14 protein-coding genes are annotated in these 13,742 nt (G+C 44.2%); 5 read left to right on the top strand and 9 right to left on the bottom strand.

Annotation, left to right across the window (positions count from 1 at the left end; all coding sequences use genetic code 11):
* Positions 1-99: 99 nt before the first annotated feature.
* Both argE and AOT82_RS11110 read right to left on the bottom strand, forming a co-directional pair.
* The gene (argE, locus tag AOT82_RS11115; protein ID WP_071003032.1) at positions 100-1,338 is read right to left on the bottom strand and encodes an acetylornithine deacetylase; all 1,239 of its coding nucleotides are present in this window, start codon (positions 1,336-1,338) and stop codon (positions 100-102) included.
* Positions 1,339-1,429: 91 nt separating this feature from the next.
* The gene (locus AOT82_RS11110) at positions 1,430-2,083 is read right to left on the bottom strand and encodes a UPF0149 family protein (RefSeq protein WP_071003031.1); all 654 of its coding nucleotides are present in this window, start codon (positions 2,081-2,083) and stop codon (positions 1,430-1,432) included.
* A gap of 212 nt (positions 2,084-2,295) precedes the next feature.
* On the opposite strand from AOT82_RS11110, the gene AOT82_RS11105 reads away from it, so the two are divergent.
* Together AOT82_RS11105 and AOT82_RS11100 are read left to right on the top strand one after the other, a co-directional pair.
* Positions 2,296-2,736, top strand: coding sequence for a hypothetical protein (locus tag AOT82_RS11105; protein ID WP_071003030.1), 441 nt, complete (start codon positions 2,296-2,298; stop codon positions 2,734-2,736).
* A 107-nt stretch (positions 2,737-2,843) separates the two neighbouring features.
* Entirely contained in the window at positions 2,844-3,296 is a 453-nt protein-coding gene (locus AOT82_RS11100; RefSeq protein WP_071003029.1) for a cell division protein ZapA, read from the top strand.
* A 146-nt stretch (positions 3,297-3,442) separates the two neighbouring features.
* On the opposite strand, the gene AOT82_RS11095 is transcribed toward AOT82_RS11100, so the two are convergent.
* The 4 genes from AOT82_RS11095 to AOT82_RS11080 form a co-directional block, all read right to left on the bottom strand.
* Positions 3,443-3,739 carry a hypothetical protein gene (locus tag AOT82_RS11095; RefSeq protein ID WP_071003028.1) on the bottom strand — a complete coding sequence of 99 codons (297 nt, stop codon included), beginning with the start codon at positions 3,737-3,739 and terminating at the stop codon, positions 3,443-3,445.
* Positions 3,740-3,988: 249 nt separating this feature from the next.
* Positions 3,989-6,082: a glycine--tRNA ligase subunit beta gene (glyS, locus tag AOT82_RS11090; protein ID WP_071003027.1), complete on the bottom strand. Its 2,094-nt coding sequence runs from the start codon at positions 6,080-6,082 to the stop codon at positions 3,989-3,991.
* 9 nt (positions 6,083-6,091) lie between these two features.
* On the bottom strand, positions 6,092-7,093 hold the full coding sequence (gene glyQ, locus AOT82_RS11085; protein ID WP_223333560.1) for a glycine--tRNA ligase subunit alpha: 1,002 nt from the start codon (positions 7,091-7,093) through the stop codon (positions 6,092-6,094).
* Between the two features lie 451 nt (positions 7,094-7,544).
* Positions 7,545-7,757 (bottom strand): PspC domain-containing protein, encoded by a 213-nt coding sequence (locus AOT82_RS11080; protein WP_071003026.1) that lies wholly within the window; start codon positions 7,755-7,757, stop codon positions 7,545-7,547.
* 581 nt (positions 7,758-8,338) lie between these two features.
* On the opposite strand from AOT82_RS11080, the gene nadR reads away from it, so the two are divergent.
* The 3 genes from nadR to AOT82_RS11065 all read left to right on the top strand — a co-directional run bounded on the left by nadR (position 8,339) and on the right by AOT82_RS11065 (position 10,900).
* Positions 8,339-9,406, top strand: coding sequence for a multifunctional transcriptional regulator/nicotinamide-nucleotide adenylyltransferase/ribosylnicotinamide kinase NadR (gene nadR, locus AOT82_RS11075; RefSeq protein WP_071003025.1), 1,068 nt, complete (start codon positions 8,339-8,341; stop codon positions 9,404-9,406).
* 115 nt (positions 9,407-9,521) lie between these two features.
* Entirely contained in the window at positions 9,522-10,253 is a 732-nt protein-coding gene (gene pnuC / locus AOT82_RS11070) for a nicotinamide riboside transporter PnuC (RefSeq protein ID WP_071003024.1), read from the top strand.
* A 212-nt stretch (positions 10,254-10,465) separates the two neighbouring features.
* The gene (locus AOT82_RS11065; protein ID WP_071003023.1) at positions 10,466-10,900 is read left to right on the top strand and encodes an Mpo1 family 2-hydroxy fatty acid dioxygenase; all 435 of its coding nucleotides are present in this window, start codon (positions 10,466-10,468) and stop codon (positions 10,898-10,900) included.
* Positions 10,901-11,073: 173 nt separating this feature from the next.
* On the opposite strand, the gene AOT82_RS11060 is transcribed toward AOT82_RS11065, so the two are convergent.
* The 3 genes from AOT82_RS11060 to AOT82_RS11050 form a co-directional block, all read right to left on the bottom strand.
* Positions 11,074-11,685: a nitroreductase family protein gene (locus AOT82_RS11060; protein ID WP_071003022.1), complete on the bottom strand. Its 612-nt coding sequence runs from the start codon at positions 11,683-11,685 to the stop codon at positions 11,074-11,076.
* A 307-nt stretch (positions 11,686-11,992) separates the two neighbouring features.
* Entirely contained in the window at positions 11,993-12,832 is an 840-nt protein-coding gene (locus tag AOT82_RS11055; protein ID WP_237182779.1) for a pirin family protein, read from the bottom strand.
* A gap of 67 nt (positions 12,833-12,899) precedes the next feature.
* Positions 12,900-13,613, bottom strand: coding sequence for a pirin family protein (locus tag AOT82_RS11050; RefSeq protein WP_071003021.1), 714 nt, complete (start codon positions 13,611-13,613; stop codon positions 12,900-12,902).
* Positions 13,614-13,742 lie beyond the last annotated feature (129 nt).

The following is a 13,742-nucleotide window of genomic DNA, read 5'->3' as shown; positions in this document are numbered from 1 at the left end:
CCAAAAAAAGAAATACCGCCATTCAGGCGGTATTATTGATACTTCTCACATTATATACATATGTTTGCCACTTTTATAGCGTATCGACACCTCTATAAGCTACTTGACAGTACAACTGTCTAATAGTTTTTGCAAAAAGCCGTCACAACGTTTGATTTCGATCAGTTCTACATATTCATCCGCTTTGTGTGCCTGCTCAATACTACCAGGGCCACAGATGATCGTTGGGATGCCTGCATTGGTAAACTGACCACCTTCCGTTGCGTAAGCGACTTTATGACGCTCATCATCCCCTGTCAGAGCTGCTATCAATGATTGTAGCTCAGCGCTGTTATTATCCGTCATGGCAGGAACACTCTCTTCCTGCATCAGCTCGATACCCGTCTCAGGCGCACGCGCTTGCATTTGCGCATTTAACTCAGCAACTTTTGCTTGAATGGGCGCTAGTATATCGTCTTGGGTCATGTGCGGCAGGTTGCGATAGTCAAAAGTGAACTCACACAGATTGGGCACGATATTGGTGGCTGTACCGCCGTGTATAGTCCCTACTGACAATGTCGAATAAGGCACGGTAAACAATGCATCATTGTCATCACGAGTGCTCAGTTCTTCAGCAAGCGTGTCGACATAGCCCACCAATTTGCTTGCATAGCTGATCGCATTGACCCCTTGTCCAATCAATGAAGAATGCGCCGATTTACCATGGACACGGCAACGATACACCGCGATGCCTTTGTGCGCGACCACCATCGCCATATTGGTTGGCTCACCGACGATGCAATAATCAGGGGTGATACCGCGCGCTTTTAAATCCGCCAAAATCAATGGCGCACCCAAACAGCCCACCTCTTCATCGAACGACAGCGCGAGGTGCAATGGGCGACGCAGCTGACCGCTATTTGATAGCTGTACAGCTTGTGGCAATATTGTCAGCGCACACGCAATAAAACCCTTCATATCGCACGCACCGCGTCCGTATAGCTTGTCACCACGTATCGTCGCGGTGAACGGCTCTGATGTCCAGTCTTGACCATCGACAGGCACGACATCAGTATGACCTGAGAGCACCAAACCGTTATTAATTTGGTCAGCGTTTTCGCCAGCGGGTACAGTCACAAACAAGTTGGCCTTGGTCTTTGCCTCGTTAAAGGTCAAATCTACCGTCAGACCAAGCTGCTCACAATACGCTCTCACATCATGAATCAATGCTAGATTGGAGTGTCGACTGACCGTATCGAAAGCGATAAGCCTAGACAGCCAATCAAGGCTATTACTCGGATGCGTAGCAGGGTTTAACTGTTGGTCATTGCTAGCATTGTCATTAGTATCTTGGATCATAAAATATCCCTATTATGATTTTTAAGAATTATGTCTTAAAAGTCATTTCTTAAAAGCCATTTCTTAAAAACTATGAGGTATCAGATTTGTCTTATGATGGATTATTCTGATTCATCACGTCAAGCACGGGTGGCATCGGTTTTGGCAACTTGCCTTCTGCTTGTAGCTCTTTGGTGGTTTTGGCATTGATAGATAGTCCAGCAATCAGGGCGATGTCTTTTACAGGCTTGCGCTTACGCGTCGCAAAACTCACAGGCACCATACGAGCAAACTCGTAGATATAAAGATAAGACTCCTCTCCCCCCTCAAAATCCTCTTCTTCTTCTAACCGAATGCCACCAATTTTAGCCAAATCTGAGAGCATCTCATTCTCTTCGCTACTCAAATTACAATCAGTAATACCAAAACCCGTCATAAAGCCGTTTGACCACTGTTTCAATGCCATCACGCGCTCGTATAAATCATGTTCATCATCAGGGATCAGCGGCATATAAGCGTAGGCATCATCTTTATCTTTTAACTGAAACACCGTGTCTTCTGCTTCTTCTGTCAGCAACGTCAATGCCGCCTCTGGTAGCGGTGCAAAGCTCAGCTCTTCAAACACCTTTGCCCATGTGGCCTCATCAGGCGCGTTACACGCCGTCATCAGCCCTGTCATCAGGCCGTGCACCTCACTGATAGACACGTCCGTCCAATCATCAAACGCAGTCAGCCAAGTATTCCAGCCAGAGATATTATCATTCATAATAGAGGTCCTAGTAGTTGATTACTGTTCAAAAAATAAAAATAGTCACGACAAAATGTCTGGGACAAATCATCGATAGATAAAAGTAAAAAGACAAAGCCTCGTACTTGTAATTACTTTGTTGATATAGATATTATGCGGTCACCTATGGCATTATTAAATGCAGCGAACAAAATTCATTCACGCTTACTTGTTAAGGATAAAAACTGACTATGTATGATCAACTTAGAATATTAGAAAAAATGGTACTCGACATCAAAAAACAGTATCAGCTTGTCAGTGCTGAACTTAGCAGCCTAAAACAACACCCTGTTAGCGATGCAAAAGAAGTCTCTGCTCTAAAAAACAAGCTTGATGCCAGCCACAGCGAGCGTGATGGCGCAAAAAAACAATTAAATGACCTCGACAAGCGCTATCAAAGCCTTGCTGAAGCGCACCATATGATTGGTGAAGAACAAGACAAACTACAAAAACAAATCAGCCAATTACAACAACAAAATAGCGAGTTGCAAAAGCACAATAATGAATTAAAGCAGCAGTATAGCAATATCAAACAACAAAACAGTGAACTGCAAAAGAAGAATCAGTTGGCAGCAGAGCGTACGCAAGTCGTCTTGCAACGCTTAACCCGCATCGATCAAGCAGAAAGCTAACGCATTCCTGTAATAGATAGCAAAATATGCTACTTATTAAACCGCCCAACGCTATTTGTAAAACCTGATATCACTCATTCCACTGACCAGACATTGTAGGATGTATCATGACCGACAACCAAAGCAACGCTATAGAAAAACAGCCAAAAAATAACCCATCACAAAATACTCAAGTACCGAATAAAGACGTAGCCGTACAAAAATCCACTCAATCGGGGGCGAGCACATCCAGCACATCGTCTCAAGCCAATGGCAAAGCGGCTGAGCCCCAGATCAAAAAAGTCGATATCGCGATTGCTGGCGTGACTTATCCAATTTTTTGTCCCGTTCATGAGCAAGAAGAGCTACTATCGGCGGTCTCTTATATCAATAACTATGCGCTTGATCTAAAGCGAGATGCACCAAGCCTCAGTCAAGAAAGCATACTGGTGCTGTGCTGCTTGAATTTATACGAAAAAATCCATGCCAACCAAAGAAGTGATGAAGACCGCTTGCAAAAAGATAAGCAATCACAGGCATTGCTAAATAAAATCATGAAAGACGCCCACTCTATTTTGTAATAGTGCGGTGTTGTCTCAGCAGACAGATCGTTCAAAACATGCATGATCTAATAGTGTGCGATATGATGAAAAAGCATCAAATCTATTAGCGCTTAGCCTACTAAAGCTAAGCGCTTTTTTATGGTCAATCGTTTTTATCTACCTGCTTACGCATAAGGTTTGTAAGTCTTGCCTGCGTGAAAGTCTGCCTGATGCTCATAATTGCAAAAGAATAATTCTTGGGCTGATTCAGTATTACCATCCCTGGTTGTCGCTAAGCTAGGCTTAGTTTCAAGGACACCGCGATATTCCGCCAAACTGTTACCACAAAAATTGCACTGACGCGGTGTGGTGACATCACCCTCTTTTGGCATCATGCTTTTGGGTGGACGTGGGTACATAAACTTGTAAAAAGCCCACATGGAAGCCCAGATAATAAGAATGACAATAATAACGGCAAACACGGCAGCGCTCCTTCAACGACAAATAAACGTAATGAATAACAAGAGTGATGACACTTACCATGATCCAAGACGCTCGAATGCCTAAATTTTACCGTCAATAATGGTAATGGCACAATGCCTTTACGGTTAATTGTCGATGATGCTGGGTTGTCATTCATAGCACTGACGAATAGCCAAGTGCTATAGCAACAAAAAACTGGCCACAGTGAGCCAGTTTTTGTATCAAAACCTAAGATTAAAGGCTAGCAGTTATAGCTGTAGCTCGCTGATATCAGCCACAGACAAGAACAAGGCGCGTACCTGCTTGAGCAAGGCTAAGCGGTTATTTTTGAGCGCTGCATCGTCGCTGTTGACCATCACATTATCAAAGAACTGCGTCAACGGCTCATCTAAGCTCGCCAGCGTTTGCAATACTTGCGTATAGTCCGCTTGCTCAAGCAATGGCTGTACCACTGTCTGTGCTTGCTGCACATTTGCATATAAATTTTGCTCAGCAGTCTCAGATAGTAGCGCTTCATCGACCGTATCAGCAACATCGACTTCTGACTTGGCCAATATATTGGCAACACGTTTGTTTGAATCCGCGAGCATTGACGCTTGTGACAGCTCGCTAAATGCTTGTACGGCGCGAATACGCTGATCAAAATCAAGCGGCATATGCGGGTTAATCGCTTGTACGGCCTGAATCGTATCGACGCTGACACCCTGCTCGGTATACATCGCACGATAGCGCGAGTTTAAGAACGCCATCACTTGGGTAAAGGTGTCACCCATTTTGGCAATCTTGGTACCTTCAGCATCGCTATAGCCTTTAATCGCTTGCTCAACGAGCGCTACCAGATTAATAGGTAACTGCTTTTCAATCAAAATGCGCAAAATACCAATGGCAGAACGACGTAGGCTAAACGGGTCTTTTGAACCCGTCGGTGCTTGGTCAATCGCAAAGATACCAACGAGCGTATCTAGGCGATCAGCCAACGCTAAGCAAATACCAACTGGTGTTTGCGGTAATACATCACCACTGAACTTGGGCAGGTATTGCTCTTCCAAGCTTGCTGCAACTGCCTCAGGTTCCTCATTCAAACGTGCATAATACGTGCCCGCGATACCTTGCAATTCAGGATACTCACCGACAAGCGAGCTGGCCAAATCTGCTTTGGATAAAATACCCGCACGTACAGTGTCATCGACGTTGATATCGTGGCCTTGCTGCTGCATTAGGGTAGCAATAAACGCGGCAAGCTTAGCAATACGCTCAGACTTCTCCCAAATCGTACCCAATTTGTCTTGGAATACACGAGTTTTTAGGCTCTCTGTGAGTGCAAATAACGGCTGCTTTTGATCTTGTAAGAAGAAAAACTCGGCATCAGCCAAACGTGGACGCACAACTTTTTCATTACCTTCAATAATCTGATTAGGGTCTTTAGACTCAATATTGGTGATAAAGATAAAGTACGGCTGCAATTTGCCCGTTTTATCCGTCAAGCAAAAATACTTTTGATCCGCTTGCATGGTCGAGATAAGCGCTTCTTGTGGCACTTGTAAAAAGCGTGCTTCAAAGCTTGCTCGTAGCGCAATGGGGAAATCAACCAATGCGGTAACTTCGTCCAACAAATCCTGCGGTACGATAGCATCAGAATTAACTTCATCTGCCAATGCTTTGACTTGGTTTTTGATCAGCATTTGGCGCTTATCAAAATCTGCCACGACTTTTAAACCATCTAACAGTTGCTCATAGTCATTGGCATGAGCAATATCATGGTAGTCAGGGCTGTGGAAACGGTGCCCACGAGTTTGCGAGCCTGTCTCATGCCCTTGGATAGTGGCATCGATAACAGTGTCATCCTGCATCAATACTACCCACTGGACGGGACGAACAAACTCGTTGCGACTGGCACCTGAGCGCATACGTTTGGCAATCGGTAGGCTATCTAACGCTGTTTGAAAAATAGCTGGCAGTAGCTCGGTAGTCGCTTGACCACTGATCGTTTGCTCAAAGCCGACATAGTCACCTTTATCGGTGTTAATGGTCGTAAGCTCGCTCGCTTCGATACCTAAGCCTTTAGCAAAACCTATCGCCGCGCGGGTTGGATTGCCATCGCTATCAAATGCCGCTTTGATAGCTGGTCCGCGTTTTTGCTCAGTGCGGTCAGGCTGCTTATCGCTAATGCCTTCAATTTGAATCGCCAAACGGCGCGGTGTGGCAAAGGCTTTGATGCTATCAAAGGTGATCTCAGCTGCAGATAATTGCTCAGTGACACTAGTTTGCAGCGCATCACGCAATGGTTTTAGGCTTTTTGGAGGTAGCTCTTCACACCCCAGTTCAAATAGAATAGTACTCATGGGATGCTCCTATTGCTTGTTCGTCGGTTGATTGTTGTCAGTGGTTTCTTTTGCTAAGCTGTCTGTTGATGAGCCTTCTGTTGCCGCGTCTTCTTTTGGCAAATACTTCTCAAGAGCTTCGGCACGGTGCGCCTCATCAGCCAATGGGAAGCCTAACTTGGCACGAGCTTCGACATAACCAAACGCAACCTTACGCGCAAGCGTACGTACACGCAGAATAAAGCGTTGACGCTCAGTGACCGAAATCGCACCGCGGGCATCAAGCAAGTTAAACGCATGAGAGGCTTTTAATACCATCTCATAGGCTGGCAATGGCAGGCCTGCTTCAACCAACTTATCTGCTTGCTGCTCATAAAAATCAAACATCTCACCCATCATTGGCACATCAGCGTGCTCAAAGTTGTAGGTCGATTGCTCAACTTCGTTTTGATGGAACACATCGCCATAGGTGACGCGGCCAAACTCGCCATCTGCCCAGACTAAGTCATAGACGCTATCAACGCCCTGCACATACATCGCCAAGCGCTCAAGACCGTAAGTGATCTCGCCAGTGACTGGGAAGCACTCAATACCGCCGACTTGCTGGAAATAGGTAAACTGGGTCACTTCCATACCGTTAAGCCAAATCTCCCAGCCAAGTCCCCACGCGCCAAGCGTTGGTGATTCCCAGTTGTCTTCCACAAAACGTACATCATGCACCAATGGATCGATACCAATAGCGCGTAGCGAGTCCAGATATAGCTCTTGAATGTTAGGTGGGTTCGGCTTTAGTACGACTTGGAACTGATAGTAGTGTTGTAAACGGTTTGGATTGTCACCGTAGCGACCATCAGTCGGGCGACGCGATGGCTGTACATACGCAGCGTTCCAACGCTCAGGACCTAACGAGCGCAAAAACGTGGCGGTATGAAACGTGCCCGCGCCGACTTCCATATCGTAAGGTTGCAATACCACGCAGCCTTTGTCAGCCCAATAATTCTGTAAGGTTAGGATTAAGTCCTGAAAAGTCATCGGTTGAGGAGTTTGGTCTTGTGTCATCGGGGTTGTCGCTTCGGATGTCATAGTTTGGGTTTTCATAGTAAGTCACTGTGAAATGGGTATGATTAAATAAATCTCTGATAGTACTCATCACCTATTTGGCAACGACGCTATTTGCCTGCTCACCTTACTAAAAATTGACTATTTTATCCATATTTACGTTAACTAAATTTGCGTTGTCGATAAAAACACGCGACTATATCCCTGATTTACGACCGAACTAACATAAAAGAAGCCTGACCGGCGACTGATCTTGAAAACAAAAAAATACCCAAATGCGTGAGCATTCGGGCAGGAGGAAAATTGTATCTTGGGCATCCTGATGATTCAGGCTTTTTATTTTTGGAGACTACTTGTTGGACAACTGCTTGTGGTACAGATTTATTTCTTTTAACGGGTATTAATGCCTAAATATCAAGCTTGGTTACTGATAGGAATCGCTATTGGCTTTTGGCATGACTATCCATAATACGATATAGATCAAAATACCCGGTACAGCAGCGCTTAGCGACGAGACAATTACAAATAGTAATCTGACCCACGTAGGTGACCAGCCGACATATTCTGCAATACCGCCCATCACGCCCGCTATCATGCGATTATTTTGTGAGCGATGTAATTTTGCTAACTTAGCCAAACTAAATACCTCTCTGTTATCTATTTTTATAATGTATTTTTTATTTTTTCTTGCTTTTTTAGTCTCAAGGCTACCTTGCCTTGCCAACTTATAAATAAGTATATCAATTCTTGAGAATTTATCTGTTGAAGGTATAGACGTACTTTGTGAGTTTATGATACGTAAGCTTGCCCTAACCTGTCATATCACCACGCAAGCCCCTGATTTTAAATAATTATTTCAAAATGTTTCAGAATTTACTTTGTTGCTAAAACCTTGCTTTAGCTATTTACACAGTTCATTATTTTTTAAATGAATCAAAGAGATAAGTGGTGTTTTGATAGCAACTTGATAGTGGTAATAAATGCTCAAATCTTCAATTGTCAAAAAATCATCACTCGCTTTTTATTTTTAGATTCACACAAAAACCGCTGATGAAAAACATAATAATCTGCGTAAGAGTCAAATATAAGTCAGATTTACAATAACCTACCTGTAAATCCTCCAAAACCTTTATACCATGCTCATAAGTAACTCAGGTTTTAGAGAATTTATCCTTAAATCTGAAACAAATATAAGCCCAAAACAGAATAAGGATGGCTATGTACGACAACGGATTGATGATTGGACACTTTGAGCCCTTACATTTGGGGCAAATGCGCAGCATATTAGAAGCAGCAGGACAAGCAAAGACCCTGCATATCGTCATTATGACGCATCCATCACCGCATCCAGATTTTACGATCACCTTACAAGACAAAGCGCGTTGGCTACAGATGGCCTGTGCGGATTTGCCATTTATTCATATTCATACTACTGATGAGATCGAGTTACCGCTTCATGAGCATCTTTATGATAGTAATGATAGTAGCGAAAATGTCAGGATCGATGTGGCGACTAGTAATGTCAAATTGCAGCGCTTGATAAAGGCATTAGCACTCCCTGCAGAGACAGCATTGTTTATGGCGGAGAACCACCCACTGACGCAGAGTGATTTACAAGAGCAACTTATCTTACAAGTGGTCACTACTACGCTACAGCCTGAGTTCGACTCGTACGCCATTGCTCGCGAACCAGTCGCCCATTGGTCAGCAATCCATCCAGAGGCACGCGCTAACTATACAAAAACCGTTGCGATTGTCGGCGGCGAAAGCTCTGGCAAGACAACACTGGTGCATAAGCTGGCTAATTACTATGGTGCCAGCTTTGCGCTGGAGATGGGCCGTCTGTATGTGGGCACAGATTTGGGCGGTAGCGAAGTTGGGCTGCAGTACAGCGATTACGGCCCTATTTGTCTGGATCATGCGCAAGCGATACGCGATGCTAAAGCCAATGCAACAGCTCCGGTTACGATCGTTGATACGGATTTTGTCACCACACAAGCGTTTTGTGAAGAGTACGAAGGTCGCACGCATCCTTTTGTCGCTGCTTGCGTTGATGAGTTTCGCTTAGACCACACCATCATGCTCGATAATAATACGCCATGGGTTGATGACGGCATGCGCTCTTTAGGTACGCCTGAAGCACGTGGACGGTTCGAGCAGCGCTTGCTAGATATTTTTGCGCGTCACGATATCGCGCCGCATATGATTGACCAGCCCGATTACGATGCTCGTTATCAGCAAGCACTGCAATTTATCGATCAGCATATCTATGGCAAAACATTATAAGAGGCATCAAAGAGTGCCCTATTTATCATCATTTATTCAGCTAGCGCGTTACAGTTAACATTATGTTGTCGTTAGCACTATATTGAAATCAGTATCAATTTTAGAGGAAAAATTTATGCGTATTCAGCTACTGGATAACATCACCGGAGAATGGTCAATGCAATGGATCATCGTTTGGTTTATTTGCGGGGTCATTGCTCTGTCCGCAGGTTTTTGGCTCACAACCGACCATACCACGCTTGATTGGTTTTACTTGGCTGTCTCGTTTATTGGTCTGATTTGTGTGGTGTCACTATCTTTTCGAAAAAACGTCATGGGCAATGGCTTTGGTATGGGCGCAACCGCAGGAGAAGTCATTGTACAGGCCACATCTGGCGCCGTAGGTCTGATGCTCGCGCCTCTATTTAACTTTTTTACCCATGTCTATGGCATTTTTTATTGGTCAAAACACACCGACCCTGATGGCGACATGATCCCAAAATCAGCGAGCAAAGCGGTGTGGTTGATCACTGCCGCATTTATCATCATCGGTCTTGCCCTTTTCCCAACCGTCAATGATCTACTGGCGAGCTACGGTTATGCGGTCGTCGAGGATGATAATAGTCTGTTTTTGGGATTTATCTCTTTCTTTTGGATCAACGTCATTGCCTTTGTGCTGTCTATTACCGCTCAGGCAGCCATGATTCTGCGTTATTCCTTTAACTGGTGGTTATGGATCATCGTCAACTTTGTCTGGCTGATCGTCAATCTCATGTCTGGCAACTATATTTTTGCGATTCAAACCATGGTGTATCAGGTAAACGCCTTTGTCGGTCTCTATGAGTGGCATCGCAGCGAACGAGGTTAATAGCAACATCTGTAGAAAAAAGCGTTTGAGATATTGAGATAAGTCTTACCAATATCGCATTGGCAATACGAGCGAAATTGACTGTGCCGTCTAACAGATAACATGGTGGACACGCGCAATTAGTGCTACAACTGGTACTAATTGCGCATGTTAATATTTAAATTGATAGCGCATGTCGGCGTCTTATTTCATTTACTAACAAGGAGGTTAGTATGTCTCGTCAACCCAAAATGTCCAAACGCACGCTTGAGCAGTGGCTCAGTGAGTATGCGGTCAGTCACCAAAACCTGATTAATAAGAAAATCCATTGGCTATGTGTGCCGACGATTTTTGTGAGTTTGTTGGGGATGGGAATGTCGCTGTCTGTATGGTTTACTCTCGTACTGAGCGCATTAGTCTTATTATTTTATATACGCTTATCGACCCCGCTATTTTTGGCAATGGGGCTGTTTATTCTGATTTGTCTGTCGGTTATGGCGGCTATGCCATGGGGATTCAAAGCGTGGGCGGCAGTATTTGTTGTTGCTTGGATTGGTCAGTTTATTGGTCATAAAATCGAAGGCAAAAAACCCTCGTTTTTTGAAGATTTACAGTTTTTATTAATCGGTCCAGCATGGGTCGCCAACAGTTTGATGCAACGTAAATAATCATTAAATTGTCGCATCAGTTCTGCAAATATCCAATGTAGCTTTGCTGTCTTTACCCTTTATTCATAAAAAAACGCCACCCGATGCTTGGGTGGCGTTTTTTACGTGCTCTGTAGTTTATTTAGCAAACTTCCTAAGCAAGGCCATAGGTTGTCTATTCTCAAACAACAACATTAAGCACCAAACACTTTCATACGCTCATCAAGTGGCTTGAATTCTTTGTCGCCTGCTGGCTGCTCAATCTTACCAAATACCAGCTGTGCTTTTAGCTCCCAATCTGCATCAACATTCCAAGTGCTCGCGACTTTCTGATCGATCACTGGATTGTAATGCTGCAAGTTTGCACCGACATCAATGCTTGCTAGTGCCGTCCAGATGACGTATTGATGCATTGCGTTGGTTTGAGTTGACCAAATTGGGAAATTTTCAGCGTATAAAGGCGCTGCTTCTTGCATGCCTCTTACCACTGCTTGGTCTTCAAAGAATAGTACGGTGCCAGCACCCGATCTAAAGCCAGCAATTTTATCTTTGGTAGATTTAAACGCTTCTTCGTCACCGACGATAGCGCGTAAGGTCTCTTCAGTCATATCCCATAGTTTGTGATGATCATCGCCGAATAACACAACGACACGCGTTGATTGCGAGTTAAATGATGATGGTGTATGCAAGACAGCATGCTCAACTACTTTTACGACTTCATCGTTAGATACTGGCAGCTGGTCGCTGAGTGCGTATATAGAACGGCGCTTTTCTGCTAATTGTTGTAAGTCTTTTAGTTCTGACATCGTACTTCTCCATATTGTTGTAGGAATGATTTGCTCTGGGTTGATAGACCTTGTCGATCTTGTGATCAACAAGTCGTTATAAAACAGTTTATTTATGTGGGCTATTATCGGAACAATTTACCTAAAACCCCATGTATTTTTTGTAAAAAAAACTTAACAATGATGATTACCTTTGAAAAATAGGTTAATAAATTTTGCGTATTAGTGGTTAACCTTTGAAGCCTTTGGGTAGTTCTGGTGCCACCAGACGCTGCATATCAGAATCCACTTCACCAAAACGCTCATGACCATTGTTCCAATCAATGACCTATTGCTTGAGCTCCTCTTTGTTGTCAGCGACAAAATTCCACCACAGTAATACTTGGTTGTTTAGAGGCTCCCCACCAATGAACATCAAACGTGTGCCCTTGTTTGCGACCAGCGTTATCGTTGTATCGTTAGAAACGTCTGTACGATGAAAACGTAATAACTGGTCTTTCTTGTATACTTGACCTTCAGACTCTAGCGCACCGACAACCACTAAAATACCGTACTCAAAGCTCGCCTCCAAATTCAGCGTGACGTCTCCATCTTCTAAAAAATGTACATCGATACCAACTATCTTTGAGTACTGCAGCGTTGGCGCTTGATGGTGCTCACCAGATGCTGATTGATAACTACCCGTGGTCAGAATCAGCTCGACGTTGCCCTCAGTCCATGCTGGCAGCTCTGGGTAATGATGAAAACTGCGTTCAATCTGCTGGTCAGTGGGTAAAGCTATCCATAGCTGTATCATATTGATGTGGCGATGAGCAGCGCTTGAGTCAGCATTGTCCAAAAAAACGCTTTGCTCTGTATGGCTAATACCTTGATTCAATCCTGTACCAGCTGTCATGAGGTTGACTTGGTTTTTGGCAATGACTTGCTCGCTACCCAAGCTGTCCTTATGTAAAATCTCACCATCAATCATCCTGCTAAAAGTTTGTAGATTGGTATGGGGGTGGCGACCAACTTGAACCCCTAAATCATCTTGAGCAAACTCAGCTGGCCCTGCGTGATCCAAAAAGCACCATGCGCCAATCGGTTGTTTGCCTTTATTGGGTAATAACCGTGCGATAGGAACACCACCAACCTCCGTTGATCGTGGCTCTAGAGTTCTAATCGTCATGTGGCACCTTTTGATCTGTATGCGGTTAGTCGAGCGAGCGAACGATGCTACGGCGCTCACCCGTGATCTACATAGAAAGCGGCACTTCCATCACTAATACTGTTGCCGCCTCTTTCACTTCCATAGTGAAGTGCTTAGTATCCCAAACCCCAAGGCCGTCTCGAGTAGACAAAATGTTACCGTCTATCACGACTGTTCCTGCAATCACAAAAATATAAACACCATTATTAGGATTGTTTAGTTGGTAGGTCTGCGTCACGCCTTCATCAAACTCTCCCATACTGAACCAAGCATCTTGATGAATCCAAACCCCTGCATCATCTGCATTTGGTGATAGCACCTGATTGAATTCATTGGGCGTCATGATGGTCCCCATGTGCACTTGCTGATAGCGAGGAGCAACACTCATTTTATTTGGCACGACCCAGATCTGTAAAAATCTCACAGCTTCTTCACGACTGCCATTCATTTCACTATGAGTGATGCCTGTGCCCGCTGACATGACTTGGATCTCACCCGTCTCAATCATGCCCTCATTACCGATGCTATCGCCATGCGCAAGTTTGCCAGCTAGAGGAATGCTGATAATTTCCATATCACGGTGTGAGTGCTTGCCAAACCCTTGACCACCAATGACAAAATCATCATTGATGACACGTAAAACACCAAAGCCCATACGCTCAGGATTATAGTAATTGGCAAAACTAAAGGTATGACGGCTTTTTAGCCAGCCGTGATTGGCATCGCCGCGTGAGTCTGCTGCATGATAGATCGTTTTCATTATTTATCCTTAACTGTCCATACGTTTATTATCTATATATTTGTTATTAATTCACGTGATTGAACAATGTATCTATTATAATTGTTGACTATATAGAGATAAACAGACATAAGTGCAAATAACTATTCT

The sequence above is a fragment of the Psychrobacter sp. AntiMn-1 genome, assembly GCF_001854065.1.
Lineage (GTDB): Bacteria > Pseudomonadota > Gammaproteobacteria > Pseudomonadales > Moraxellaceae > Psychrobacter > Psychrobacter pacificensis.
This window is presented reverse-complemented; position numbering and strand designations above follow the sequence as displayed.